Raw genomic sequence first — 26,331 nt, 5'->3', positions numbered from 1 at the left:
AAGAATGAAATTTATTTTTTTAATTTAAAAATATTGATAAAAATTACTATATTTAGTATAAAATAATTAAAATATTATTTTTTTAGGAGGGGTTTATGGAATTCAATAAAAAGAAAATTGTTCGTTTATCGTTAAATTTAACGCTTCTTAGTGCTTTATTTCCTTGCGTATTACTATCAGCAGATTTACGTCAAAGAAATGGCAATATTATTGTTTCAAGAACCACTGATATGGTAAAATCTAGCAATAATACAGATGTAATTAATATTAAAAATCCAAATAAAAATGGGGTTTCGCATAATCAATTTGAAGATTTTAATGTTAAAGATGGGGTTATTTTTAATAATAGCTTAATTGATGGCAATTCTCAAATTGGTGGATGGGTAAATAAAAATCCTAATTTAAAACAAAATGCCAATACTATTATTAATGAAATTTTAAGTAAACAAGCTTCTAATATTAATGGTCCTGTTGAGGTATTTGGAAAAAGTGCTAATTTAATTTTTGCCAATGAAAATGGTTTTAGTGTTAATGGAGCAACTTTTTTGAATACTAAAGGAGTTACTCTTAGTGCTGGTAAATTTAATGAAGATTTTACAACAGAAACAACAAGCAATGGTAGAATAGATATTGGAGAAAAAGGCGTTGCAGTTGATGGAGATTATTTCAATGTAATTAGTCGTAGCATAGGTATTGCCGGTAATATTGCTCATTATCAAGCAGGAAAATACTTATCTAATATTAATTTTATAGCTGGATTTAATAAAGTAGATTTAAGCAATAGTAATATTCCTAACATTCTTGCTTCAAGACAAACAAATGATAAAATTGATTATGGAATTGATGGTAGGAATTTAGGTTCTATGTATGCAAATACAGTTACCTTTGTTAGCACAGAAGAGGGTGTTGGTGTAAGACACACCGGGATTATAAGAGGTCTTAAAGATATTATTGTCAAAGTCAATGGCAAGGCAGAATTTCAAGCTCTTGGCGTAAATCAAGGAGGAAGTATTGATGTAAATGCTAGAGATATTACAACTTCTTTGATTGACGCAGATAATATGAGATTAAATGCTGATGGAAAAATCATTAATGAGGGATTATATAGAGGTAAAAATATCAAAATTGATGCTCAAGATTTTGAAAATGCAAAACAAACTCATTTTAATAAAGAGACTAAGGATGTATTTAAAACTAATGTAGAAAATTCACAAATTGATACTGATAATTTAGATTTGCATACTAAAAATAAAACGGCCAATTTTGGTTCTATAAATACTTTAGGTGATGCGAAAATCAATACAGGATCTTTTGAAAACCAAGGTAAAATTTCGGCAAATAAAGATGTATATTTAACTTTAAACAATGATGATTTTGCTAATCAGGGAAAAATTTTTAGTCAAAATAATATTTATTTACAAGCTAATAAAAATTTAACCCTCAATAACGGTAATTTATATGCAAAAAATTTACTTGATATTAAAAGTTTGGGTGATTTATATATTAATTCAAAGCTTGAAAATTCTTCTTCAATAGGACTTGAGGCAAAAGATATTTTTAATAAAGATCTTGTTGCTAGTGGAAAGGATTTAACTCTTAATGCGAGAGGGAGTATAATCAATGATGGATATTTCTTGGCACGCAATGATTTGAAAGCAACTGCTTCGCATATTACCAATAATTCTACTTTTAATAGTTTAAATAATGCTTATTTAAATGCCGATATTATTGATAATAATGGTTTGATTGTCGCTAACAAAGACATTAACATTGAAGTAAAAGAATTGAATAATAATGCAAGTTTAACAGGCTCTATTCAAAGCTCTGATGAAAAAATTAAAGGTAATGGTTGGGCTAATTATGGTGATACACTTTTTAAACGTTGGAATATGGAAGTTGGAATTGATAATTTAAAGTATCTTAATAATTTAGATGCTAAACAAGCTTCTATTCAAGCAGGTGGGAATGTCAATATCAATACTACTTCAAAAAATAAATCAGCACAAATTAATAATAGTGGTAAAATTATAGCTCAAGGTAATATTGTTTCTTATGGAAATATTAATAATAAATCTTTAAGTCAAGATCTTAATATAGAAGATGTTTTATCTCATGTTAAACTAGATGGTTTTTTTGCTAAAGAGTATTTAGGATCTTGGAATACTAACTGGACTGATTATTTTACCAAAGGCGGTAGCTTGCTTGACGCTTTAAAATACTTTGCAAGTAATAAATTAAAAGATCATCAACGAGAATCTGCTTGGAATGCTCTTAAAGATGCTGCTGCTCATAATGAGACTTTGCATTTATATTTTTCTTTATTGTTTGGCAGTGACTATGCTTCAAAAAGATTTGTTCCAGACCCAAGTCAATGGAATCATGATGCTAAAATTGTTTTTAAAGCAAAATCTGAAGCTTTAATAGCATCTAATGGAAAATTAAATTTAAATTCTAAAGAATTTAATCAAGGTTTGGTAAGTTCTTTTGATGAGAATTCTGCTTTGATAAAATCTCATTTAGAAGATGTAATAAATAATAAAGATTTAGCTTCGCAACTGATACCAGATATTGCTAATTCTGGATTGTTTCATTTTACAAATACGAAAAATGGAAATATTTCTTATCAGTATACATCAGATTCTGTAGCAGTGGATGCAGATAAGTATTTTGGATTTAAAGATGTTGCAAAAGAATTTAAAGATAAAAATTTAGATGATGCTACTGTTGTAGGGGATTCTTTCTTTCAAAATCAACTTATTAAAAATATGTATGCAAAATTGGGTATGCATGGTGCTTTAAGTGATGAAGATATTAAACTACTTCTTGAAAATGGGGTAAAATACGCTAATGGGCATGGTTTGAAACTAGGCCAAGGATTGGGTAAAAATCAAACGACTGATGATGATATGATTTTATTTGAAAAAGTTGATAGAGATGGAAAAACAGTCTTTGTTCCTAAATTTTATTTTTCTCATAAAACTTTAGAGGCAAATAAAGGTGGAGTAAATATTGTTGGAAAAAATGGAGTTGATATAAATACAGATAAATTCGATTCTTCATTAGGTAATATTGCTTCGGAAGGTACGGTTAATATCAATGTTAATGATAAAATGAATTTACATAGTTCAAGCGTAAGTGGAAAAAATGTTAATATCCAAGGTAATGAAGTTAATATAGATACGCTTTTGGGTGTTGATGAAAAAGGTTCTCACAGCTCCATCAATAAAGGTCAAATCAGTGGAAAAGATACTATTGTTATTAGTGCCAACCAGGATGTAAATGTTAAAAATAGCAATGTTGTGGCAGATTCTGAAAATTCTAAAATTACTTTACATTCCAAAGATGGAAATATTAATATAAGTAATGATTATGCTAATTCATCATCTTTTAAAAATACTAATACAGATGTTGAAAATACTAATGCTTTGCAGACAACAGATAAAGTTTTAAGCTCAAATTTTAAAGCAGGTAATATAGATATTATGTCTAATAAAGATATTAATATAGTAGGTAGTAATGTAGATGCAAATCATGAAATTAATATTAAGGGTAATGATGTTAATATAAAAGATGCTCATGAAAAATCTAATGTTACTTTTGATGGAATACGATATGGAACAGCATCTATCTCTTATGAAAAAGGTAATTCAGAAATTACTAAATCGATTGGTAGTAATTTGAATTCAAAAGGAGATATTAAAATTGATGCTAAAAATAATATAAATGTTGTAGGTTCTAATGTTAAAGCTGAAAATTCAGTTAATTTAAATGGAGAAAATATTAATATAAAAAATGGAGAAAATAAAATTTCTTCTTCTTTAGATTCTTCAACTCTTAGTGGATTAGGATATAGATATGATTCTGTAAGTAGTGACAGCTCTTTGGCTTCTTCATCTAATGTTGAAGCAGGTAATTTAAATTTACATGCAAAAAATAAAGCAACTATTACAGGAAGTCATTTAGACGGTAAAGATATTAACATACATGCTAACGAGGTTGATTTTGTAGCAGCAAAGAATCAAAATCACATGCAAAGTAATTCTTCAGCTATAGGATTCTTTGGTGATGCTAATATAGGATTAGGTGGACATGAAGTCGTCGCAAAATATAGTTTTACAGATCAAATATCCGGTGCTGGTCAAACATATGATGGTAATTTTAGAGGATCTAGTACTTTAGGTTCTTCTGAAATAGGAATAGAATTTGCTAAAACTCAAAAAACAGAAGATGAATCTTCTTATCTTTCTAGTTCGGTTAAAGGAACAAATATCAATATTGAAGCAGATGACACTTTGGATATAGGTGGAGGTAACTTTGAAGCAGATAAAGATATTAACTTAAAAGGAGGGGAGATTAAAAGCACTAAGTATGAAAATACTAAAACTGAAGATAGTACAAGATTTGGTATTTATAGCAAAGAAAAACTTGAAGCAGGTGGTTTAGCAGTATCTGCTCTTAATCAGGGGATTGGTAATCTTAGTAATGATAAAGGGTCAAATTATGTGGTACCAACAGTTCAAGCTCTTTCAAATACTCTTGGTGTGTTTCATGATAATATTGCAGAAGCAAGCTCCGGCGAAAGTATAGGTTTTACGTTTGAGAAAGAACATGAGCAAAGTTCTAAAGAAAATACCACCCATGTTAAAGCAGGAGGTAAATTAAATATAGAAAGTACAAAAGGAGATATCATTTTAAATGGGACTGATGCTAAGGCAGATGAAATTAATATCAAAGCAAAAGATAATTTTATAACTAATGCTGCAAAATCAAGCTCTTCTTCTTCAGGTATTTCTTTTGAAATGGAAATGGGTAATAAAAGAGTAGCAGGATATAATGTTTTTGATGGAGGAACCGCTGGAGGTGAAATTGAGTTTTCTGCTGGAGGATCACGTTTTAAACAAGATGAAGCTAAATATTATAATTCTAATTTTGATACAAATAATGTTAAGATTACTACAGGAAAAGACACCACATTAAATGGTGCTAATATAAAAGCTTCTAATAACATTGATTTAAATATAGATGGAGATTTAAATGTTAATTCTTTAAAGGATCAATTTCATTCAGAACAACATAGTGGTTCCTTGGGTGGATCTGTAGGATTAGATTTATCGTCAAATCATGTTATTTCAGGAGAATTTTCAGGGACAATTGGTATAGGATATGCTAAAACTGATAACCAAGCTGTAGAAACTCAAAGTGGTATTAGTGCCGGTAATGAGTTAAATGGTCGTGTGAATGGAGATTTATCATTGGAAGGAGGAATTTTAAATTCTGATGTTAAAAAAGGAAATTTATCGCTTGGTGGAAAAGTTACAGGGTCTAATATAGATGTTCATGAAAAAAGCGATGGAGCTAATGTTGCATTAACTGTAGCGACAGAGCATGTTTATAAAGGTAATATTGATTTAAATGATCATATTGATAGGACAGGCAAAATTAACTCTGCAATGAATATCAATATTAATGATAAAAAGGATTATGACTTGAGTCAAAATACTCAAAATACTCAAAATACTCAAGATCATTCTTGGAGTGGTGGAACTATGAATATTGGGATTTTTACTCATAAAATAAAAGATGGGGTGGATCATTTTATTCATGCTGGTTCCGATTCTCATCTTGATCACACATCAAACTCAGAACCAATTTTTAATCAAAATGATAAATAAGGTTATGAGTGCGATTTGTTAAAATTGTATTTTTGCTTATGAGTCATCTTTGTTTATTGCAGGCAGATGACTCTACAAAAATGTTTAATTTACTAGATAAAAGACAACAGCAATTGCATATACAAAAAGAATTTAATGAGTTAGAAAAAAAGCAACAGAAAAAAGAAGATGAGTATTCAAAAAATGAAGATTTTGAGTCTCAAATTTATATTTTTAAACAAATTCGATTTAAAAAAAATGATAAGCTTACTATGCAAGCTGAAAGTATTTTAAAAAGATACATAAACAAACCCTTAAGAGTTGGTGATATTTATAATATAGTTAAAGAGCTTACCAATTTTATTATTTCAAAAGGTTATTCAACCTCTAGTGTAACTATTGATGAAATAGATTGGCAACATGATATACTTTTTCTTGATTTAGAATACGGTTTTGTAGGAGAGATATATCTTAATGGAGATAATAATACAACAAGATTAGATTTTGGTATGCCTTTGAAAAAGGGTGATAAATTTAACATTTATGATTTGGATACAGGAATAGAAAATCTAAATAATGGTGCAAGAGATGTTAAAATTGCTGTAAAAGCTAATGAAAATTATGGTTATTCTGACATATTTGTTAATCTTGAACCAAAGTTACCTGATTTGATATTAGATTTTGATAATAGCGGTTCTAAGGCTAAAGGAGAATACAAAGCTAGCACATATCTTTCTTTAAGTAATGTTTTCAATCTAAATGATTCTATACGATTTGGTTTTATTAAAGGATTATTGAAAAATATGAGTCAAAATCGAGAAAATGTTTATATATTAAGCTATAACTTACCTATACAAAGTTATCAATTATCGTATTCTTTACAATATAGTGATAATAGAAATTTGATAGCAGGATATGATGATTCTTTTATAAACAATAAAGATACAAGTTTAAGACATAAAATTATGTTAAAAAAAATTTTACATCGTACAAACAAAGATAAATTTTCAATTTATGTTAATGTAAATATTAAAGATGATATTAATGAAATTAATAATTTTCGCTTAGAGAGTTCAAGTGGTAGATATTCAAATATTGTTAGTGGTGTTGAGTATTCAACAGTAGCATTTAGCGGATTTTTATTTGTAAATCTGGAATATGAAAAAGGAATTCCATTTTTAGGTTCTAAAAGGGACTCTAGAGATTCTTTATATAAAATTGAATTTAATAAAGTAAATTTTAATTTAAGTTATCAAAAAAATTTTTATATAAATGATGATATAGCATTTTTATATCAAAATAGTTTTGGTGCAAGTTATTCTAATGAACCATTGTTATATTCTAATAAATTTTTAATAGGTGATGAATATACGGTTAGAGGATTTAAGGAAAGTTCTGCTGCTCTTGATTATGGAATGTATAGTAATAATACAGTTTATTTGCAATTTTTAAATGCTTCTAAATATTTAAGAAAGCTAGAGCCTTTTATTGGAATAGATATGGGTTATGGTAGAGATTATCTGTTGCCCAATAAAGACTTTTTAGCTGGAGTTGCTTTTGGATTTAGATATAATTTAAATCATTTTTCTTTAAATTTAACAGCTTCGAAAGCTATACATAAATCTTCTAATATGCCAAGCGAAACAATTCCTATTTATCTTAGAGCCTCTGTATCTTTTTAGTTTTAAGAAATAAAAAATGGACTAATTTCTTTTTTGTCTTCAAAGGCTAAGTTTTTATAAATTCGGTTTTTAAATTTAAGTTCATAACTTTTTCCTGTTTCGTGTTTAGTATAGGTAAGGGCTATTTTTAAGGCAAGTTCTAAGTCTTTTTCTGAAATTTTTTCATCTACCAAAGAGTAAGCTCCGATTAAATCCCCAAGTTCTATTACTTCATATTTAGGAGTTTTTAAACCTTTTAAAAGAGTATTTTCAAGTTCATTTCTACCTATGATCATTTTAGCTCCATTGGGCAATCTTAAATGACGACCATATTTTAAAAGTTGTGCGTCATTAACCTGCATATCTTTGTCAAATTCTATGAAATCTCGAATTTTTTTAGCAAAACTATCAAGAGTTAGCAAACAACCTCCACCTGGGCTTTCAAAGTCTTCCAAACCAAACTTAGCTGCAAGTTCAAGTTGTCTTTTGCGACTTCTTCCGCTAATATCTTCGAGTTTTTCTCTATCTACCCAACCTTCTCTTTCGGGTTTGGTTAGAGGTAGGTTTTTTGCACACATAGGACGCAAGATTAAATCTTCTTCATCAAGGGCAAGTTTTTTAACTTTTGTCATCGCATCACTTCTTTGACTCATAGGGCGTTGTCCTAAAACTTCTCCTGTGATGATAAAACTTGCATTTTCTTCTTTTAACATAGCAAGAGCAGTTTTAAACATAAAAGCATGACAATCTATACAAGGATTAAAATGTTTGCCATAGCCATATTGTGGATTAAAAAGCACCTCTTGAAGATAGGAGTTTCTTACATCTATCATTTCAAAATCTGCACCTACCATTGCCGCACGCTTTTTCATGATTTCGCTTTTATCGCTTGTGCTTCCAAAACCTATATTGATATTTAGAGCTTTAACTTCTATGCCTTGTGTAGTGATGAGTTTCATTGCAAGCATGCTATCAAGCCCACCGCTAAAAAGAGCTAATGCTTTCATTTATGTTCCTTTTTTAAAAAATAATTTTGTTAGTATAAATAAATTTGATTTTTTGCCGATATCAAATTTGTAATTGTATCAAATAATTTTAAGATTACAATTATTTTTGGAAGTTTACTATGAGAAAATTACTCTCTGTTGCACTAGTGCTTGCTTTATTGGTTCTTTTGCTTATGGCAAAACTGAGAATAATAAAAGCCCACAAGTTAGAAGTTCTTGCGTTGATTATGAAATAAGATTGAAACGATGCAATTCTTTGCCTACTCAATATCAAAGACAAATGTGTCGTTTGGGCTTATTTGCAGCTTGTAAATAAAATAAACAAGTCCAAGTTAAATGCTTGGGCTTTAAAATTTCTAAGGAGTTATTATGGATAAATTAACAATCAATGATTTTAATGTTTCTTTACCAAGTTCTCAAAATGTTACAAATCGTAAAGAAATTTTAGAATTAAAAAAAGAAGATCAAGATAAAATTCCCGTGCAAGATCTTTCGAGTTTAAATAGCGATGGTGTTAAGGTTGTTTTTGAAAATAAGCAAGGTGAACTTATAGCTTTAAATTTAAGTGATGAAAATTATAGTAGTTTACAAAAAAATTTCGGTTCTTATACGAATTATGTTGCTAGAAATGATGGTAGTATAAGGCTTAATAGCGAAGCAAACCAATTTGTTTCAAATTGGTTTGAAAGTGTAAAAGATAATTTTGGTTCTTTAAATTCAAATTTAAACAATAAACAACAAAGTGTAAAATTAAATTTTAATACAAATACCCTTCAACAAAGTATGCAAAATTTAGGCTTTAAAACAAGCGATGAAAAAATATCTGATGATGCAAATATAGAAGAAAAATTAAATTTTTTTATTGATAAAGATGTAAATAAAGATGGTAAAGTTGATGATAGTGATGTTAAAGAACCTAGTATGAGAGAAATTTTAAGCGACATTAAAGAAGCATCAGGTGGTGGAGCTAATGCTATGAAAACCATAGATCCGCAAAAAATCAATAAAAAAGATGATAAGGAAAATAATATCAAAGAAAAAGAAGACGAAGATTTGCTTCAAAAAGCCCAAGAAAAAGGTTTAAGTGCTTTAAGTGCTGATGAGCAGGCAAAGCTTGAGGCTAGCAATCCTGAAGAATTTGAAAAATTGAAGCAAAAATCTTTGCAAGAATTAAGTCAGAATTTAAGTAAAGATTTTAAAAATAAAATTGAAAATCAAGAAGCACAAATTGTAGATAAGAGAGTGTAGCTTTTATAAAATTATAATTTTACCCTCTTAAGATTTTAAAATCATATATAATAGGTAGTGTAATTCTTAAATCTCCATTATACTGCGGAAAATTTAAAGAAGCTTTTCTTATGCTTTCTAAAGCACTTTTATCTAACAAATCATATCCTGAGCTTTCGATGATTTTTAAATCTGCTAAAGTTTTGTTTTCTTTCCATAAAAATTCTACTTTTACAGTTCCTTGCATACGCATTTTTTTTGCTTGCCTTGGATAAAATTGTGCTTGTTGTATAGCTTTTTGGATTTCTTTTAATACAGGGTGATTATCTTTTCCTTGTGTTAATTGGGTGATCTTAGGTTTGACATTTATATCAGTTGTTTTTGCAAAAGGTTTAACTTCTTGAGTTGGCGCTATAGGGGTTTTATTTGGCATTGGGTGTGGAGGTGTTTTTTTTACCTTTTTTTGAATTTTTTCAGGAGTTTTTTTAATAACTTTTGGCTGAGGTTTTGGTTTGATAGGTTCTATAATGGATTCTGTTGGTTTGGCCTCATTTGTTGGATTAGTTTGGGTAAATTGTTTTATTGCCAAAGAAAAAGAATCTTCGTTTTTAATTTCCATTTTAAAAAAATCATTTGAGTGAAAAATGACAAAAAGCAAAGGTATAAAGACTATAAAAGTTATATAAGAAGCTTGGTATTTATGATTTAAAAATAAAGTTTTCATTTGTTTTTCTCAGTAAGAATCTGAAAATTTTCATGTTCTTTGGCTTTTAAAAAATCTATAATTTTTACAAAGCTTTCAAATTTAGCATTTTTATCGCTTTTTAGTTCTACTATAGTTTTTTTATCAAGTGAAAAAATAGCATTTTGAACTTCATTTAAATCAGCTAATTTATCATTTAAATAAAAAGTATTTTTTTCGTCTATGGTTATAAGAAGTTTTTTTTCATTATTGCTTATATTGGTAGCATTTTCACTTGAAGGAAGTGAGATTTGAATTTTTCCATGCGCAATAAAGGTTGAAATACTAAGTACTATAGCAAGCAAAACAAGCATAATATCTATAAATGGAACTATATTTAAACCTTCATTTTTTGGTAGTTTAAGCATTTTTATTTGCCTTATAAGCATTGCTTAAGAGGGAAACTTTTCTAAGTAGAGCATTATAAGCTATTAAAGCAGGAATAGCAACCAAAAGTCCTAAGGCTGTAGCTTTAAGAGCTAAAGAAAGTCCTACGACTATAGATTTGACATCTATATTACCCGCCAATCCCATTTCGTAAAATGTAACCATTATGCCTATTACAGTGCCTAAAAGTCCTATATAGGGGGCATTGGAATAGATGATATATATAGTGGTTAAATTTTCGCTAATCGCATCATCAAATTGCTCTTGATTCTCATAATTTTTAAAGTTAATTTTTCTAAAAAATAGCATTCTTTCTACGACACACCAAAAAGCTATAAATGCCATAATTCCTAGAATTAAAAAGATAATTAAATCGATGTAATCTTTTAGAAATTCCACATTTTTCTCCAAAATATACTTATAAATTTTAAAAGATTATACTATATAGAAAATAAATTTATAATTAATATCAATTATCATAATTTTTAAGAAATTCTTGTTTATAATTTTTATTTTTATTTAGGTTATAATTTACAAAAATTTATATAGGGTTTTAATATGACTATAGATTTAAATCACAATTTTACCTCTTTTGTTCTTCTTGATGAAGTTGATTTTAATTTTTCGGAGTTAAAAAGCATTTTAGAAGATAAATTTAATATAAAAATAGCTGATGAAAATTTTACCAAAGAGGGAGTGATTTTTTCACATGAAAATATGTTGATTACTTTAAATTTGATTAAAAATCCTATACCTAATCACGAAGCAGAATACTATGCAAATTTTAATTTTATGTGGAAAGATGCCTTAGAGCAAACTAAAAAACATAAAGCTCACCTTCTTATAGCGGTGCTAAGTCAAGATCAAAGCAAATTAGAACAAGCTAAAATGTTTACGAAAATTGCAGCTTTATGTTTGGATAATAAACATGCTTTAGGTTTTTATACAGGTGCAGTTGTTCTAGAACCCAGTTTTTATATAGAAAATGCAAAAATGTTAGATGATAATCGCTTACCGGTATATAATTGGATATATGTTAGTGTTTATCCTAGTGAAAATGGAGTCAATGCTTATACTTATGGGCTTAGAAATTTTGATAAATTAGAACTTGAAGTTTGTGATTTAAACATAGAAGAAAAAGAACTTTTCTTTTGTATTTATGATATTGTTTTACATATTTTAACTTATGATATTAATCTAAAAGATAAAGATATTTTAAAATTTGAAGATGGAAAAGAAATAAAATTTATAAAAAGTCAAGGTATAAGTGTTGAGAACGAAAGCTTGAAAATTATTTTTTAAGTTTCACATTCACTTCACAGTTTTGAGTTAAACTTTCGCCAACCAAAACACAAAAGGAGAAATTATGAAAGCAAAATTAACTTTACTTGCTTTGTTGGGCGCTACGGTGCTTTTAGCTAAAGATATGGTTGTTCCTGCTAGCGAACTTCCAAATAATGCCAAAGAATTTATTTCTAAAAATTTTAAAACTGCTCAAATTGGTTTAGTGAAAAAAGATATAGATTCTTATGATGTAATTTTAAATGATGGAACTGAAATTGATTTTATGATCAATGGAGATTGGAAAGAAGTTGATGGAAAATACAAGGCTTTGCCACATACTATTTTACCTAGTGTTATGAAAAAAGTAAGCGCAACTCAACCAAATGCTCAAATTCTTGAAATAGATAAAGAAATTAATGGTTATAAATTTAAGTTTAATAATAACATGAAAGTTTATACGGATATGCAAGGAAATGTCCTAGGTCAAAAATTAGATTAATTTTTGAAAATTTAACTCCCTTAGAAAATTTGATGCAAAAATTTGGAAGCATAGTCTTCCAAATTTTTATTTTTTGATTGCAAAACCCAAAATATATTTAGTTTTAAAATAATACTTTATTGATACAAGTGATTGTTTTTTTATAAAATTAAATTTACAAAATGTTACATAAGATTTAAAATATTTTTTAAAAAAAATAATTATTTATAAATATTTTGCTAAAATAAAAGAGATACAATCTTATAATTTAAGGAAGAATAATGAATACTCCTAAATGGACTAGTCACGATACAAGGTGGGTTTTATCTCTTTTTGGAACAGCTATTGGAGCCGGCGTACTTTTGTTACCTATTAGTGCTGGGCTTGGTGGATTGATACCTTTGCTAGTTATACTTGTTTTAGCTTTTCCTATGACTTACTTAGCTCATAGAAATTTATGTCGCTTTGTGCTTTCAAGTTCTAATCCAAAAGATGATATTACTTTTGTTGCAGAAAGTTATTTTGGCAAGGGTGGTGGATTTTTAATTACGCTTTTGTATTTTTTTGCTATTTTGCCCATTTTATTGGTTTATAGTGCTAATCTTACAACAACTTTACTTGAATTTTTAGTCAATCAGTTTAATTTCAATGCAGATCTTACTCATGCTGCTCGTTGGTGGGTGAGTTTTTTGATTGTTGGAGTTTTGGTTTTGATTTCTATTCTTGGTGAGAATGTTGTGACAAAAGCAATGAGTTTTCTTGTTTTTCCTTTTATTATATTTTTATTTATTTTTTCATTGCTGTTAATTCCACAATGGAATTCATCATTATTTACAAATGCCGATTTTTCTGTAATTTCAACAAGTAATTTTTGGGTTACTTTATGGCTTGTTGTTCCTGTGATGGTATTTAGTTTTAATCACTCTCCTATTATTTCTTCGCTTGCTTGTTATTGTAAAAAAGAATATGGTGATTATGCTGAACCTCGCGCTAGAAAAATTATTTCTTTGGCAATTATTCTTATGGTTTTTGTTGTAATGTTTTTTGTTTTTTCTTGTGCTTTAACTTTTACACCAGAAGATTTTGCATCAGCAAAAGATCAAAATATCAATATTCTTACCTTTATAGCAAATAAATTTCCTGAAGTTTCTTTGCTGACTTATGTTGGGCCTATTGTTGCACTTGTGGCCATTAGTAAAAGTTTCTTAGGACATTATCTTGGTTCTCAAGAGGGCTTAAATGGTATTTTATATAAAGCAAGTAATGGTAAAATTCAAGGTAAATTCGCTCAAACTTTAACAGCGATCATTACCTTTGCTATCGCTTGGTTTGTTGCGTATAAAAATCCAAGTGTTATAGGAATTATTGAGGCTATTGGTGGTCCTGTTTTGGCTATTTTGCTTTTCTTAATGCCGCTTTATTGTATTTATCGTTTTGATATTTTGGCAAGATTTCGTAATAAATTTTTAGATCTTTTTATTTTGGTAATGGGAATAGTTGCAATTTCTGCTGCAATTCACAATCTTTTATAAATTAAGGATAAAAAATGAGTAATTTAAGCATTTTTAAAATAGGTGTTGGCCCTTCTTCTTCTCATACTTTAGGGCCTATGCTTGCTGGAAATTTATTTTGTAAAAAAGTTGCTAAAAAGCTCGATGAAATTGATAGAGTTGAAGTCACTCTTTACGGTTCTTTGTCATTAACAGGTAAAGGACACTTGAGTGATAAGGCTGTAATTTGGGGGTTAAATGGCCTAGAAGCTAAAAATTTAAGTGCGGCAATACAAGATGAAGCAAATAAAAATGCTATTGAAAATGCTCAAATTGATTTTTGTGGCGAGAAAAAACTTTGTTTTAATTATGAAAAAGATTTGATATTTTCCAAAGATTTTTTACCTTTGCATGAGAATGGTATGAAGATTAAAGCTTATGATTGCAAAGGTGTGTTAATTGATGAAGAAACTTATTATTCTGTAGGTGGAGGCTTTGTTTTAACAGCTGCACAATTAGAAAAAAAAGGTAAAAATTCCAACCAAAATAAAAAGAAAAAACTAGATATAGAGCTTAACAATGCAAAAGAAGCTTTAGAACTTTGCGATAAAAGAGATTGGGATTTAGCAGAGCTTTCTTATCGTTATGAATTGCAATTTCACACTAAAGAGGAAATTCGAGCTTATTGTCTTGAAATTTGGGAAGTGATGCAAGAAGTGTATTATAATGGCACACATCCAAATGAAGATTATTTGCCTGGAAAACTTCATTTAAAACGTAGAGCCAAAGGGCTTAAAGAAAGAGTGGCGATGACAGCTGATCCTATGGTCATTATAGATTTTATTTCTTTATATGCTATTGCGATTGCTGAAGAAAATGCTAGCGGAGCAAAGGTTGTAACCGCACCAACAAATGGAGCATGTGCTGTTATCCCTGCTGTTATGCTTTATCTTAAAAATCATACTATAGGCTTTAGTGATGAAAAGGCTATAGAGTTTTTATTAACAGCAATGCTTATAGGTTCTTTTTATAAGAAAAATGCAAGTATTAGCGGAGCAGAAGCAGGCTGTCAAGCAGAAATTGGTAGTGCTAGTTCTATGGCAGCTGCGGCTATGGCAACAGTTTTAGGAGCTAATGCTTTTAAAGCATGCAACGCTGCTGAAATGGCAATGGAGCATCATCTAGGTTTAACTTGCGATCCAGTTGCAGGACTTGTGCAAATTCCTTGTATAGAAAGAAATGCCTTTGGAGCTATTAAGGCTATAAGTGCTGCTAGAATGGCAATGACACGTAAATCTACTCCCATGGTAAGCCTTGATGATGTTATAGAAACCATGTACGAAACAGGAAAAGATATGAATTATAAATACAAAGAAACTTCTTTAGGTGGTCTTGCTACAAATTTAAAAACAGTATGCTAAAGTATTTTTTACACTTTAGTGTATTTTTTCATTCTTTGACTTAAAAATTCTTTCATTTCTTCTTTGGAAAAACTTTTAAGAATACGAATTTGCTTAAAAAGCAAGCCAAGATTGATTGCTCCCATCACTAAAAGTAATAAGCAAATCATTAAAAAAACAAGATCTATGGCTCCAAATTCATTAATCATAGCCAAACTTGCAAAAAATACACTCGCTAATAATAAAAAAAATAAAAGCAATATTTGTTTTAATTTTGCTTCATTAAAATTATCACAATTTTGAGTAAAATTTCTAAAAAGTATGATCTTTTTACCCAAATTTGAAACTAAAATTTCATCATTTTCTTTAAATAAGTCTTCTTTTAAACTTTGATAAAAAAAGATTTCATTGTTTAAATTTAAATCATCTTTGTAGCTTGATAAGGTGTAGTTTTTGTAAAAAAAGGATTTTAATTCATTTGTCTTTTCTATTTTAAATAATCTTAAATCATTTCTTGCATAAAAAAATCCACTAAAGTTCATAAATGCCATAAGTATCACTCCCTAAAAAATTCCTATAAAGTGGCTTGAAATTTAAAGGTATTGTAACATTTTTTTCATCATTTAAACTTGAACTTTGGAAAATCAAAAACATATCTATTTCATCTTTAAAGATTTCTAGAAAATTTTCTCCACCCTCATACATTAAAAATTTTGCTTCACTTGGAATTTGGGTATAAATTTGGCGGTTTGGAACTTTAAATAAAGGGATATTTTTATCAAAATTATCTATATTTTGACGGCTTAAGATACAAAGATTAGGCGCTTTTGCTTTGCAAAGCCTAGCATCTAGTATAGGATGATCTTTTCTTATGGTTTCTCCACCGACTACAAGCAAATCAATCACCGCTCTAATTTTATGTGCATAAGCGCGACTTAGCTCATTGCTTACGATTTTGCCAAAAGGCGAGCCATTCATAGAAAGGGCTAATTTAAAAAGTTTAAATTGCCCTTTTTGCCATTTTAAAAAAGGTTTTAAAAGTTTTTTTCCTTCTTCTTTAAGTATGTCAAATTCAACCTCTATGCCTTGTTTTTTTAAAAATTCAGCCCCACCACTTGCGATTTTATTTCCATCTTTAACGCTGATGAAAATTTTTTTAAAACCTAGCTCGCTAAAGAGTTTTGCACAAGGAGGCGTTTTTCCTTGATGAGAGCAAGGCTCAAGTGTGACAAAAGCTATGCTATCTTTAAATACACCTTGATGGTTTTTGCAAATAAACTCATGTAAGGCGTTTGCTTCTTTAGGCAATGAAATTTCAGGTCTTAAGCTTTTAAAAGCATGAGTTATGGCATTAAGTTCTGCATGAGCTAATCCAGCTTTTTCATGAGCTTTTATGGCTAAAATTTTTCCATTTTTATCTAAGATTACACAGCCTACAGCCGGATTTGGATAGGTTAAAAACTGATATTTCCAAGCCTCATTTAAGGCTAAATTCATATAAAATTCTTTCATTTGCCTACCTTGTATTTTAAAATTTGACATATTTTTAAAATTTTATATTTTTGTTTTAAGATAACAAATTCTAAATTTTCCATTTGTATTTCTTATTTTTAGTTATATTAGTCATAGTTTTTCTAAGTTTTTTAGGATATAACAAAAATAGTAAGACCGAAGTATTATTTTTCATTTGTAGTATCCTTTATAATTTCAGGAATGATATAATTGATAAACTAGAAAGTCTTGGTGGCCGGGAGAAAGGGATTCGAACCCCTGGAGGTGTGACCCTCAACGGTTTTCAAGACCGCCGCTTTCGACCACTCAGCCATCTCCCGATAAAGTAAAGTTTTGCCTTTTGGAGGCGACATCCGGATTCGAACCGGAGATCAAGGCTTTGCAGGCCCATGCCTTACCGCTTGGCTATGTCGCCCTGATAATGTTGAAAAAGTGGTGCCCGAGGCCGGACTTGAACCGGCACGGAAGAAAAATTCCGAGGGATTTTAAGTCCCTTGTGTCTACCAATTCCACCACCCGGGCGGGTGATTATGGAGCGGGAAACGAGATTCGAACTCGCGACCCCAACCTTGGCAAGGTTGTGCTCTACCCCTGAGCTATTCCCGCATAAATTTCTGAAAGAATTGAAGATAAAAGTATAGCAAAATAAACTTAAAAGGAGTTTATTTTGCCTTAAGTTATTTGCAAATAAATAAAGCTTTCGCGCTTAAAATTTGTTCTTTTTCGCTGATAATTGGAGATGAAAGTTCTATATTGCTAGATTTCGCATTTAACATTCTAGGTGCGATATTGGCATTTGTATTTACTTGTAAATTTTTCAATACACAAGTTTTATTAAGATCTAAAGAGTAAGTTTTTTCATATTCGTATGATGTTTTTAAAAGCTCTTTGTAGAGATTTTCTTTGTTGTTGTTTAGTGTATCTTTTGAAAATCTTGTTTGTATGGCTGGTGTTGAAACGCTGATGAAATTATTTTTAGCTATGATAGAATTGATGTCATTTAAAAGCTTGTTAAAATCTGCAAGTCGGTTTTCTTTAAATTCACATTCTAAATTCGCATCAAATCTTTGACCTTTTGGGGTTTGTATACCATCTTTATAGGAAAAATTAGGCTCTAAAGAAAAACTTCCTCCGCTACAAAAATTTTCTTTTTTTGAGCGTTCTAAAATTTGATTGAAAGTATTTGTGATTTCGGCTTTTTCACTATTGTCTAATGTGATTTTTGAGCTTAAATTTTCATTTGCCCAAAAATTAATATTTGCATATAAAATATCGGGTTTTAGTGTATTGCTTACTTCTATATTTCTTGAAAAATATAAATCATGATTAGAGTCTTTTTTGCCTAAAAATTCTACATTAAAAACTACTCCTGCAACAAAAAGTAATAAACATAAAAAACCTACGCCTAAACCTTTAAAAAAAGCTAACATTTAATATCCTTAATAATTTAATTTGAGCTAATTTTAGCAAAAAATTTTAAAATTTTTTGTTATACTTTCATTTATGCAAAAAAAAGAGCTTGAAAAACTGCAAGAAAATTTACTTCTTTGGTATGAAAAAAATGGACGCAAAACTTTGCCTTGGCGTAATTTACAAAGTCAAAATTGTGATGAAAATTTAAAGCATATTGATAGAGCTTATGGGGTTTATATCAGCGAAATTATGCTTCAACAAACTCAAGTTAAATCAGTTTTAGAAAGGTTTTATTTTCCCTTTTTGCAAAAATTTCCTACTTTGCAAAGTTTAGCTAAAGCCAATGAAAATGAGCTTTTAAAGGCTTGGCAAGGGCTTGGTTACTATACTCGTGCTAGAAATTTAAAAAAGGTGGCCTTAGAATGCGTGGATAAGTTTGGAGCTAAATTGCCCAAAGAAGTTGAGGAACTAAAAAAACTAAGCGGTATAGGAGCTTATACAGCAGGTGCTATAGCTTGTTTTGGCTATGATCAAAAGGTTTCTTTTGTTGATGGTAATATACGCCGTGTGCTTTCTCGTCTTTTTGCTTTGGAAAATCCTAGTATGAAAGAACTTGAAAAAAGAGCTAAAGAGCTTTTAAATATAAATCATGCCTTTGATCATAACCAAGCTTTGCTTGATATAGGAGCATTGGTTTGTGTGAGTAAAAATGCAAAGTGTGGAATTTGTCCTTTGTATGATTTTTGTCAAGGCAAATTTCATACAGAGCTTTATCCAAGAGCTAAAAAAATACTTTATCAAAGTGTAAATTTAAATCTTTTTTTGTTTGAATTTAATAAAAAATTTGCCATAGGGCAAAGTCAAGATAAGCTTTATAAGGGTATGTATAATTTTCCTTTTTTTAAAGAAGGAGAGTATAAACTTTCTAAAGATATGAGTTTTGTAGGGGAGTTTAAGCACAGCTATACTAAGTATAAACTTAATATCAAGGTTTATCATCAAATTTTAAACAATGAAAATAAAAATTATGAATTTCAAACCTTAAAAGAGTTAGAAAGTACCGCACTTTCAGCACTTTCTTTAAAAGCGTTAAAATTAATTAAGCTCTGATTTTTTAGGCAAGCATAAAGTAGCTATAAGCATGATGATTGTAAAAATAGCTATATATATAAAAAAGCCATTTTCTATACCTGCATTTTTAAATTGCAAAGCAACCCAAGGAGCAGATCCTCCAAAAACAGCATTTGAAATAGCATAACCCAAACCTGTCCCTAAAGCCCTTACATGTTCAGGAAAAAGTTTTGCTTTAAAAATCCCGGCAACTGAAGTATAAAAACTTAAAATAACAAACAATAATACTACTAACATAAATGTCAAAGAAGGATTATTTTGCACGTTATTGGCTATAAGTGAAAAAATAGGATAAATTCCTACCAATGCCAAAATACAAAATACAATTAAAGAACGTTTGTGACCTATTTTATCTCCTATATATCCAAAAAGAGGTTGAATGATCATTAGTATAAATAAAGCACCTAAAAAAAGATTATTAACAAGCATTTTATCCATACCCGTATTTTCCATAAAAGTTTTAGTATAAGTTGTAATAGTATAAAAAGCTAAAGAACCCCCAGAAGTAACCCCAAGCACCATTAAAAAAGATTTCCAAGATTTGCATAATGCTTTTAAAGTACCACGATCTTCATGCTGGTGAAGTTTTGTAGCACTTTCATTCATCATTTTTCTTACAAAAAGCGAGCCTAGTGCTAAAATTCCACCTATTACAAAAAGTATTCTCCAAGCGTAATCTTTCATATCATCAATACTAAAAAATAAAAACATTATGCTAGTGCTTGCAACGGCCAAAAGTTGACCACCTATTAGGGTTACATACTGAAAAGATGAGTAAAAACCGCGTTTTCCTTCTGTAGCAAGTTCTGAAAGATAAGTAGCTGCTATGCCATACTCCCCACCTACACTAAGACCTTGAATGAGTCTTGCTATTAAAAGTAAGATAATAGCAAGATCGCCCACTGTATCTTTGCTTGGCAAGGCTGCTATCATAAAAGAGCCCAAAGCCATTAAAACCACTGATATAACCATAGATTTCTTACGACCTACTTTATCAGCTAAAGAGCCAAAAAGCCAAGAGCCTATAGGACGCATAAAAAATCCTGCTGCAAAAACCCCAAAGGCATTGATTTGCTGGATAACAGGATTATCTGAAGTTGAAAAAGTATGAGCAAAATAAGTTGCTGTAAAAGCATAGATATAAAAGTCAAACCACTCTACTAAATTTCCACTACTTGCAGCAATAATAGAGCGAATTTTTTTTGTGCGAGTAAGCTCTTGCATAAACCCTTCCTTAATTTTAGATTTTTATTTAAGTATAGTGTGATTTTTGCTTAATATATTTAAAAATAAAGAAGAGAAATAAAAAAGATAAAAATATTGATAAAAATGTTACATATTTTAATAAATTTCATAAATTTTGGTAAAATGTTTACTCTAGGAAATATAATGAAATTTAAAAAAATATATATAGAATTAAGCGATATTTGTGGTTTAAAATGCGATTTTTGCCCTTCTCAAAAAGGAATTCGCGGGGTAATGAGTGAAGAAAAATTTCAAAACTTAGCTTATGAAATTTCTAATAAAGCTGAGCTTTTTACCTTTCATCTTTTGGGTGATCCTTTGCTTTTGCCTAATTTTGAAAATTATCTAAAAATCGCAAAAGGTGAAGCTATGAAACTTGAAATTACTACAAGTGGCTTTTATCTAAATTCTAAAAATCAAGCTTTATTGTTAGGGTATGAGAATATCCATCAAATCAATATTTCTTTAATGTCTTTTTTAAGTCAAAGCAAAATTTCTTTAGAACAGTATTTTAAGCCTATTTTAGAACTTTGCAAAAAGCATTTAGAGCAAAAAAGCCTTTCTTTTATCAATCTAAGACTTTGGAATTTAGATGCTAATTTTAAAGCACCTAAGTCAAATTTAAAAATTTATGAGTTTTTAGCCAAAGAATTTGAAGTTAAGATCGATACAAACTTAAGTAAAAATCGCTTGCAAAGACATATTTTGCTTCATCAAAATAAACTTTTTAAATGGCCAAATTTAAAAGATGAACCCCTTTATAAAAAAGGAAAATGTCATGCTTTAAAAGAGCAAATTGGGATTTTAAGTGATGGAAGTTTAGTGCCTTGCTGTTTGGATACTAAAGCAGATATTAACTTGGGAAATGTTTTTGAAAATAACTTTGATAAGCTTTTTAAATCACCGCGTATAAAGATGATGAAAAAAGCTTTTAAAGAAGATGAACGCATAGAAAAGCTTTGTCAAACTTGCGAATTTTTTAAAGCAAGATTGGGTGATTAAAAATTGTTATTTTCTAGCTTTGTTTTAAATTCTTGAATTCTATCTATTATCTTAGGACTAAGACGTAATAATATATGTGTATCTTTGTTAAAATAAATACTCCCTGTTTTAACTGCTTTGGTATTTTTCAATAAAGCATTTGTATCCAAAAGATTGTTTTTAGCATTAATTCCAAGAATGAGTATGTCTGGATTTTGTTTCAGTATATATTCTGCTGATATAACAGGTCTTGAAATTTGACTTTGCGGACTTAAATTTTTAATCCCTATAAGTCTTAAAATATCAGCTATTAAAGAATTATTATTAAAGGCCATTAAAGGGTTGCTAGAATAAAGATAAATCGCACTTTTATTTAGGGGTTTATCGCTTAATTTTTTTAAATTTTGGGTAAATTCTTGTTTTAAAAGCTCTGCTTCTTTTTCTTTTTTGGTGATTTGGCCTAAGGTTGTGATATTTTTTGTTATATCTTCTAAACGCTCGGCTTTTAAATTGATACTTTTGATACCAAAATTTTTAAGTCCTTCTTCTAAATTTAAAGAATAAGAGCTTAAAATCACCAAACTTGGTTTTAATGCTACTATTTTTTCAAGTGAAGGATTTGAAAAAGTGCCTACACTTGTAAGTTTTGAGGTTTGATCTTTAGGATAGATATTTGAGTGTTGTAAAGTGGCAATGCCTACGATTTGATCTTCAGCCTTAAGCATAAAAAGGGTTTCTATGCTTGCAGGATCAAGCACTACAAGGCGTTCTTTTGCATTTAGTGTGATTAAAAATAAACTCATAATAATTAAAATTTTTTTCATTTTTTCTCCTTTAAAGCTAAAATATAAGGTTTAGAATTTTTATAAATAATCTCGCAGTTTAAATCATAAATTTCTTTTAAAATTTCTTGAGTAAAAAGCTCTTTGCTCGTTCCAAAATACTTTATTTCCCCTTCTTTTAAAAAAAGGATTTTATCGCAAAACATGGAAGCTAAATTTAAATCATGCAAGATAGCAACAACGGCTATATTTTTTTCTTTAACTAGTTTTTCGCAAAGAGTTAAAAGCTCTATAGCATAGTTTAAATCAAGGGCTGAAGTAGGTTCATCTAAAAAAAGAATTTTTGGCTTTTTAAGCAAAGCTCTTGCTAAAAGCATTCTTTGAAATTCACCTCCGCTTAAAGAAAGTATACTTCTTTCTAGAAAATTTTCAAGTCTTAAATCCTTAGCAAATTCTTTAATTTCTAAAATATCTTCTTTGGAATAAGAACTAAAAGCGTGTTTTAAATTCGCATATTTGCTCATTAAAAGCACATCGATGACTTTTAAAGGGGTGTTTAATTCTGATTTTTGAGGTACAAAACCACAAATTTTGGCAAATTCTTTAAGAGAAAAATCCTTGATATTTGTATTAAAAAGACTTATTTCTCCTTTATTTGGACTTAAATTTTTAAGTATAAGTTTTAAAAGAGTGCTTTTGCCTGAGCCATTTGGCCCTAAAATTCCTACAAAAGCCTGATTTTTAAGTTCTAAATGAATGTTTTTTAGTAAATTTTTTTGGTGATAAGCAAAGCTTAAATCATGTATTTTTAGCATTATAAAAATCTCCTAGCGCTTAAAGCCAAGTATAAAAAAATAGGAGCTCCAAAAAATGCAGTTAGGATTCCAATCGGAATTTGTACAGGGGCTAAAAGAGTTCTTGCTAAAGTATCACAAATAAGTAAAAATAATCCTCCAAATGCTGTACATAAAGGGATAACTAAGGCATTATCATAATTTTTAAGCAAAAGTCTTATAGTATGAGGAATGATGAGTCCAACAAAGCCTATAAGTCCGCTAAAAGCAACCGCAAAAGATACAGCCAAGGATGAGACAATGAGTAAATTTATTTTTAATTTTTGAGCATTTACCCCTAAATTTCTAGCTTCATCATCTCCGCTTAAAAGTATGTTTAATTCGTTTTTATGAGCGTAAAAATAAAACAAACAAAAAATTAAAGGCAAGATTAAAATTCCCACACGAAACCAAGAAGCATTGCCTATATTTCCCATAAGCCAAGCGACTATTTTAAAAGAATCCTCGCCTATAAGATAGGTGAAAAAAGAAGTAAAAGCCCCTAAAAAAGATGAAGCTGCTATGCCGATAATGAGTAAAGTCGCTATAGAAGCCTTAGAAGAAATTTTAAAAACTCCTAGGGCAAAAAAGGCAGAGCAAACAAAACCTAAAATTCCATAATAATAATCATTCAATTTTAACAAATACGCCAAAACCGCTCCAAAGGTTGCCGCAGAAGCTATACCTATGATATAAGGATCGGCTATAGGATTTGAAAATACATTTTGAGTGATAGCCCCACTACTAGCTAAAAGCATACCGATTAAAATCGCCATTATAATGCGTGGTAAGCGTCCATCTATGATGATTTGTCTTAGAATTTCATCTCGGCTAAAGATATATGAAAAAAGTTCTTTTGGGTTTAAATTCTCATCTCCTAAGCAAAGTGCTGTAAAAGAAGCGATTATATAAGCTGCTACAAGCCCTATAATCACTAAAATTTTAGAATGCGTATTTAAATTCAACATAGTAGTTTCTGCCATTCCCAGCTAGGTATTGATCATTTATACTGTCTTGGTATGTGTAGTATCTTTTATCGAAAAGATTGCGAATTCCTGCTAAAATTTGTAATTTTTTATAATTATATTTCATGCCAATATCTGTTAAAAAATAATCCCTTATCCAAGAATTTTTAGACATTTTTCCTGTATTTTCATCTATAATTCCACCATCTTTTGCTCTAGAAAAATAGGTTAAATCAATAAAATTTGAGAAATTTTTATTCCAAGCGTATTCGAGCCCAGCTGTGGCTTTGATTTTTGAAACATAAGGAATTCTCATGCCGTCATTAACGCCTTTAGAAATTTTAGCATCAAGATAAGTTAGACTTTCTCTAAAGATTAAATCATCATCTAAAAAATTTTGACTCAGGCTTAATTCTACTCCTAAACGGCGAGTTTGATCTATATTATAATATTGCCAAAATCCTCCACCTGTTGCGTGAGGGTTTCCAAGATAAGAAATTTCATCTTTGCTTTGGGTGTAAAATAAAGTTAGATTAAAGCCGTAAAAATCCCACCAAAAATCATCAATTCCTAGTTCAAAAGTATCAAAGATCTCAGGATTTAAATTTGCAGAATAATACTTTTGTGAATCTTTATCCTTATTCACAAATTGTGCTGGACTTGGAGAGACAAAACCTCTTTCGTATTTGATATAAAGCTTTCCTGTGTCTGAGTATTTAAAATTTGGAGTAATTTCAAAGGCGAAGTTATGACTTGTATCATCGGTTGAAAAAAGCTCTGGAGTGCTTGGTCTAGGAACGCTTGATATAATCATATTGCTAGTGTAATTTCTATTTGTGTCATAAAGACTATATTCATATCTTGCTCCACCTGAAATACTAAAAATATCGTTAAATTCATGAGAATCAAGAGCGAAAATAGAATGGCTTTGTTTAGTCATATCCATAAGCGTTGTCATAGTATGACTCATTTGAAACCTAGGGCTATTTACATCATAATGAATAATGCTTGTTCTTTTTGCATCATGGTTTGCAAATTCATAACCAAAAATAAAATAAGAATTATTTGCATAATTTAGCTTGTTTTTTAAACTTACCCCTGTAAGTGTGTCTTCAAAACCACTTCCATTTTGATATACAGGAAGATTCATATCTCTATAACTCATTGTAGAAACATCTTTTAGATAATTGATCTTTTGATTTTGCCAAAAAGCTTCTAGGTTAAATTCCCATATATCATCAAAATAGTAATGATAATCCAAAGAAATTTCAGGGCGATTGATTTGTGTGATATTGTCACTATTGCCTTTTTGAGTTGGATCGCTTTGAGCTTGTGCTTTTGTTAGATAGCCACTGCTGGTATTTTTGCTTTTAAAATAATTATAACCCAAAGTTAAATCGCTATTATCATTGATATCAATATAGGTTTTTGTGTTAATAAAATAACCTTTTTCATTATAACCTTCTTGATATCCATCAAGGTTAAAACTTTGTATATCAAAGCTAAAAGCTAAATTTTCATTTATTTGTTTGGCACCATTGATACCTAAATTTCCACCTAGTCCACCATGATCATAAGCACTGCTTTTTAAATTTATAGCAAAAGCATCTGATTTTTGTTTTTTTGTAATGATATTAATCACACCCCCTCTAGTACCACTTCCATAAAGCACAGACCCACCTCCAGGTATGATTTCTATGCGTTCTACATTATCTAAATTGATACTATCTAGCGGGGTTACACCATGGGAATTATCAAGAACATTAATAGCACGCCCATCGATCATAACTTTTACAGCTATATTGGATTTATCTCCTTGTCCACGCATATCTATATTGCGTCCAAGTCCAAAATTTACAAAGCTAATACCCGAAATTCTTTCTAAGGCTTGTTCTAAGGAAACATAACCTTTATTTTGCAGATCTTTGCCTTCTATGCTGATTACATTGCGTAAATTTGAGTCTGCATCTTGCTCAAAACCTGTTGCACTAACAACAACTTTTTGTAATTTAATAGCTTCATTTGATTCTTGCGCATTTAAATTAGTTATTAGCAATAATGCAAATAAAGATAACTTAAAAGCTTTTTTATTTGGATGCAAATTTTACTCCTTAAATAAAATAAATAATGATAATTTATATC

The 26,331-nt window shown here is 29.6% G+C and carries 21 protein-coding genes, 4 tRNA genes and 1 pseudogene; 10 read left to right on the top strand and 16 right to left on the bottom strand.

What is annotated here, in order from left to right; all coding sequences use genetic code 11:
• The first annotated feature begins 95 nt into the window (after nt 1-95).
• Entirely contained in the window at nt 96-5,672 is a 5,577-nt protein-coding gene (locus ELQ09_RS08495; RefSeq protein ID WP_134263759.1) for a hemagglutinin repeat-containing protein, read from the top strand.
• Between the two features lie 8 nt (nt 5,673-5,680).
• Entirely contained in the window at nt 5,681-7,333 is a 1,653-nt protein-coding gene (locus ELQ09_RS03155; RefSeq protein ID WP_079862118.1) for a ShlB/FhaC/HecB family hemolysin secretion/activation protein, read from the top strand.
• Between the two features lie 2 nt (nt 7,334-7,335).
• Here ELQ09_RS03155 and ELQ09_RS03150 read toward each other — a convergent pair whose 3' ends face one another.
• Complete coding sequence (locus ELQ09_RS03150; protein WP_096702735.1) at nt 7,336-8,319, bottom strand: MnmA/TRMU family protein; 984 nt, start codon at nt 8,317-8,319, stop codon at nt 7,336-7,338.
• A 119-nt stretch (nt 8,320-8,438) separates the two neighbouring features.
• Between ELQ09_RS03150 and ELQ09_RS03145 the strand changes: the two are divergent.
• A pseudogene (locus ELQ09_RS03145) lies at nt 8,439-8,635 on the top strand (hypothetical protein).
• Between the two features lie 53 nt (nt 8,636-8,688).
• Entirely contained in the window at nt 8,689-9,567 is an 879-nt protein-coding gene (locus ELQ09_RS03140; RefSeq protein ID WP_134224656.1) for a hypothetical protein, read from the top strand.
• A gap of 19 nt (nt 9,568-9,586) precedes the next feature.
• Here the strand turns inward: ELQ09_RS03140 and ELQ09_RS03135 are convergent, their stop codons facing one another.
• Genes ELQ09_RS03135 through exbB form a run of 3 tightly spaced genes read right to left on the bottom strand, consistent with a single transcriptional unit; the run spans nt 9,587 to nt 11,074 of the window.
• Complete coding sequence (locus ELQ09_RS03135; protein ID WP_070316573.1) at nt 9,587-10,270, bottom strand: energy transducer TonB; 684 nt, start codon at nt 10,268-10,270, stop codon at nt 9,587-9,589.
• Complete coding sequence (exbD, locus tag ELQ09_RS03130) at nt 10,267-10,656, bottom strand: TonB system transport protein ExbD (protein WP_002851470.1); 390 nt, start codon at nt 10,654-10,656, stop codon at nt 10,267-10,269. The genes ELQ09_RS03135 and exbD overlap by 4 nt, the downstream gene beginning before the upstream one ends.
• The gene (gene exbB, locus ELQ09_RS03125; RefSeq protein WP_070316572.1) at nt 10,649-11,074 is read right to left on the bottom strand and encodes a TonB-system energizer ExbB; all 426 of its coding nucleotides are present in this window, start codon (nt 11,072-11,074) and stop codon (nt 10,649-10,651) included. Before exbB ends, exbD begins: the two co-directional genes overlap by 8 nt.
• A gap of 159 nt (nt 11,075-11,233) precedes the next feature.
• On the opposite strand from exbB, the gene ELQ09_RS03120 reads away from it, so the two are divergent.
• From ELQ09_RS03120 to ELQ09_RS03105, 4 genes are all read left to right on the top strand, one after another.
• Nucleotides 11,234-11,977: a DUF4261 domain-containing protein gene (locus ELQ09_RS03120; RefSeq protein ID WP_044306321.1), complete on the top strand. Its 744-nt coding sequence runs from the start codon at nt 11,234-11,236 to the stop codon at nt 11,975-11,977.
• A 64-nt stretch (nt 11,978-12,041) separates the two neighbouring features.
• Complete coding sequence (locus ELQ09_RS03115) at nt 12,042-12,458, top strand: PepSY-like domain-containing protein (protein ID WP_002856602.1); 417 nt, start codon at nt 12,042-12,044, stop codon at nt 12,456-12,458.
• Nucleotides 12,459-12,718: 260 nt separating this feature from the next.
• A complete protein-coding gene (locus tag ELQ09_RS03110; protein ID WP_070316570.1) occupies nt 12,719-13,969 on the top strand; it encodes a serine/threonine protein kinase in 1,251 nt (416 codons plus the stop codon).
• A 14-nt stretch (nt 13,970-13,983) separates the two neighbouring features.
• On the top strand, nt 13,984-15,348 hold the full coding sequence (locus ELQ09_RS03105) for an L-serine ammonia-lyase (protein WP_134263758.1): 1,365 nt from the start codon (nt 13,984-13,986) through the stop codon (nt 15,346-15,348).
• Nucleotides 15,349-15,356: 8 nt separating this feature from the next.
• On the opposite strand, the gene ELQ09_RS03100 is transcribed toward ELQ09_RS03105, so the two are convergent.
• The 7 genes from ELQ09_RS03100 to ELQ09_RS03070 all read right to left on the bottom strand — a co-directional run bounded on the left by ELQ09_RS03100 (nt 15,357) and on the right by ELQ09_RS03070 (nt 18,269).
• Entirely contained in the window at nt 15,357-15,878 is a 522-nt protein-coding gene (locus tag ELQ09_RS03100; protein WP_134224654.1) for a hypothetical protein, read from the bottom strand.
• Nucleotides 15,859-16,869 (bottom strand): bifunctional diaminohydroxyphosphoribosylaminopyrimidine deaminase/5-amino-6-(5-phosphoribosylamino)uracil reductase RibD, encoded by a 1,011-nt coding sequence (gene ribD, locus ELQ09_RS03095; protein WP_096702731.1) that lies wholly within the window; start codon nt 16,867-16,869, stop codon nt 15,859-15,861. Before ribD ends, ELQ09_RS03100 begins: the two co-directional genes overlap by 20 nt.
• Before the next feature lie 202 nt (nt 16,870-17,071).
• A tRNA-Ser gene (locus ELQ09_RS03090) sits at nt 17,072-17,159 on the bottom strand.
• Between the two features lie 21 nt (nt 17,160-17,180).
• Nucleotides 17,181-17,254: transfer RNA gene (locus ELQ09_RS03085), tRNA-Cys, on the bottom strand.
• 18 nt (nt 17,255-17,272) lie between these two features.
• Nucleotides 17,273-17,361 (bottom strand) — tRNA-Leu (locus tag ELQ09_RS03080).
• A 9-nt stretch (nt 17,362-17,370) separates the two neighbouring features.
• Nucleotides 17,371-17,445, bottom strand: a tRNA-Gly gene (locus tag ELQ09_RS03075).
• Between the two features lie 71 nt (nt 17,446-17,516).
• On the bottom strand, nt 17,517-18,269 hold the full coding sequence (locus tag ELQ09_RS03070; RefSeq protein ID WP_134224653.1) for a hypothetical protein: 753 nt from the start codon (nt 18,267-18,269) through the stop codon (nt 17,517-17,519).
• A gap of 73 nt (nt 18,270-18,342) precedes the next feature.
• Here ELQ09_RS03070 and mutY point away from each other — a divergent pair, with 73 nt between their 5' ends.
• Entirely contained in the window at nt 18,343-19,362 is a 1,020-nt protein-coding gene (gene mutY / locus ELQ09_RS03065; RefSeq protein ID WP_052858794.1) for an A/G-specific adenine glycosylase, read from the top strand.
• Here the strand turns inward: mutY and ELQ09_RS03060 are convergent.
• Nucleotides 19,348-20,607, bottom strand: coding sequence for an MFS transporter (locus ELQ09_RS03060; RefSeq protein ID WP_134224652.1), 1,260 nt, complete (start codon nt 20,605-20,607; stop codon nt 19,348-19,350). The genes mutY and ELQ09_RS03060 overlap by 15 nt on opposite strands.
• A 165-nt stretch (nt 20,608-20,772) precedes the next feature.
• Between ELQ09_RS03060 and ELQ09_RS03055 the strand changes: the two genes are divergently transcribed.
• Nucleotides 20,773-21,630, top strand: coding sequence for a radical SAM/SPASM domain-containing protein (locus ELQ09_RS03055; protein WP_208357099.1), 858 nt, complete (start codon nt 20,773-20,775; stop codon nt 21,628-21,630).
• On the opposite strand, the gene ELQ09_RS03050 is transcribed toward ELQ09_RS03055, so the two are convergent.
• Genes ELQ09_RS03050 through ELQ09_RS03035 form a run of 4 tightly spaced genes read right to left on the bottom strand, consistent with a single transcriptional unit; the run spans nt 21,627 to nt 26,290 of the window.
• Nucleotides 21,627-22,433 (bottom strand): ABC transporter substrate-binding protein, encoded by an 807-nt coding sequence (locus ELQ09_RS03050; protein ID WP_070241013.1) that lies wholly within the window; start codon nt 22,431-22,433, stop codon nt 21,627-21,629. The two genes, ELQ09_RS03055 and ELQ09_RS03050, sit on opposite strands and share 4 nt — an antisense overlap.
• Nucleotides 22,430-23,206: an ABC transporter ATP-binding protein gene (locus ELQ09_RS03045; protein WP_134224651.1), complete on the bottom strand. Its 777-nt coding sequence runs from the start codon at nt 23,204-23,206 to the stop codon at nt 22,430-22,432. Before ELQ09_RS03045 ends, ELQ09_RS03050 begins: the two co-directional genes overlap by 4 nt.
• Nucleotides 23,206-24,192 (bottom strand): iron ABC transporter permease, encoded by a 987-nt coding sequence (locus ELQ09_RS03040; protein WP_134224684.1) that lies wholly within the window; start codon nt 24,190-24,192, stop codon nt 23,206-23,208. The genes ELQ09_RS03045 and ELQ09_RS03040 overlap by 1 nt, the downstream gene beginning before the upstream one ends.
• A complete protein-coding gene (locus ELQ09_RS03035) occupies nt 24,167-26,290 on the bottom strand; it encodes a TonB-dependent receptor (RefSeq protein ID WP_134224650.1) in 2,124 nt (707 codons plus the stop codon). Before ELQ09_RS03035 ends, ELQ09_RS03040 begins: the two co-directional genes overlap by 26 nt.
• Nucleotides 26,291-26,331 lie beyond the last annotated feature (41 nt).

The sequence above is a fragment of the Campylobacter sp. CH186 genome (assembly GCF_004378925.1).
Classification (GTDB): Bacteria; Campylobacterota; Campylobacteria; order Campylobacterales; family Campylobacteraceae; genus Campylobacter_D; species Campylobacter_D jejuni.
This window is presented reverse-complemented; position numbering and strand designations above follow the sequence as displayed.

What these genes read in the sequence shown, in the direction of transcription:
- ELQ09_RS08495 (WP_134263759.1), top strand. Translation starts at nt 96, where the DNA reads ATGGAATTCAATAAAAAGAAAATTGTTCGTTTATCGTTAAATTTAACG.
- ELQ09_RS03150 (WP_096702735.1), bottom strand. Translation starts at nt 8,319, where the DNA reads ATGAAAGCATTAGCTCTTTTTAGCGGTGGGCTTGATAGCATGCTTGCA.
- ELQ09_RS03140 (WP_134224656.1), top strand. Translation starts at nt 8,689, where the DNA reads ATGGATAAATTAACAATCAATGATTTTAATGTTTCTTTACCAAGTTCT.
- ELQ09_RS03135 (WP_070316573.1), bottom strand. Translation starts at nt 10,270, where the DNA reads ATGAAAACTTTATTTTTAAATCATAAATACCAAGCTTCTTATATAACT.
- exbD (WP_002851470.1), bottom strand. Translation starts at nt 10,656, where the DNA reads ATGCTTAAACTACCAAAAAATGAAGGTTTAAATATAGTTCCATTTATA.
- ELQ09_RS03120 (WP_044306321.1), top strand. Translation starts at nt 11,234, where the DNA reads ATGACTATAGATTTAAATCACAATTTTACCTCTTTTGTTCTTCTTGAT.
- ELQ09_RS03115 (WP_002856602.1), top strand. Translation starts at nt 12,042, where the DNA reads ATGAAAGCAAAATTAACTTTACTTGCTTTGTTGGGCGCTACGGTGCTT.
- ELQ09_RS03110 (WP_070316570.1), top strand. Translation starts at nt 12,719, where the DNA reads ATGAATACTCCTAAATGGACTAGTCACGATACAAGGTGGGTTTTATCT.
- ELQ09_RS03105 (WP_134263758.1), top strand. Translation starts at nt 13,984, where the DNA reads ATGAGTAATTTAAGCATTTTTAAAATAGGTGTTGGCCCTTCTTCTTCT.
- ELQ09_RS03100 (WP_134224654.1), bottom strand. Translation starts at nt 15,878, where the DNA reads ATGGCATTTATGAACTTTAGTGGATTTTTTTATGCAAGAAATGATTTA.
- ribD (WP_096702731.1), bottom strand. Translation starts at nt 16,869, where the DNA reads ATGTCAAATTTTAAAATACAAGGTAGGCAAATGAAAGAATTTTATATG.
- ELQ09_RS03070 (WP_134224653.1), bottom strand. Translation starts at nt 18,269, where the DNA reads ATGTTAGCTTTTTTTAAAGGTTTAGGCGTAGGTTTTTTATGTTTATTA.
- mutY (WP_052858794.1), top strand. Translation starts at nt 18,343, where the DNA reads ATGCAAAAAAAAGAGCTTGAAAAACTGCAAGAAAATTTACTTCTTTGG.
- ELQ09_RS03060 (WP_134224652.1), bottom strand. Translation starts at nt 20,607, where the DNA reads ATGCAAGAGCTTACTCGCACAAAAAAAATTCGCTCTATTATTGCTGCA.
- ELQ09_RS03055 (WP_208357099.1), top strand. Translation starts at nt 20,773, where the DNA reads ATGAAATTTAAAAAAATATATATAGAATTAAGCGATATTTGTGGTTTA.
- ELQ09_RS03050 (WP_070241013.1), bottom strand. Translation starts at nt 22,433, where the DNA reads ATGAAAAAAATTTTAATTATTATGAGTTTATTTTTAATCACACTAAAT.
- ELQ09_RS03045 (WP_134224651.1), bottom strand. Translation starts at nt 23,206, where the DNA reads ATGCTAAAAATACATGATTTAAGCTTTGCTTATCACCAAAAAAATTTA.
- ELQ09_RS03040 (WP_134224684.1), bottom strand. Translation starts at nt 24,192, where the DNA reads ATGTTGAATTTAAATACGCATTCTAAAATTTTAGTGATTATAGGGCTT.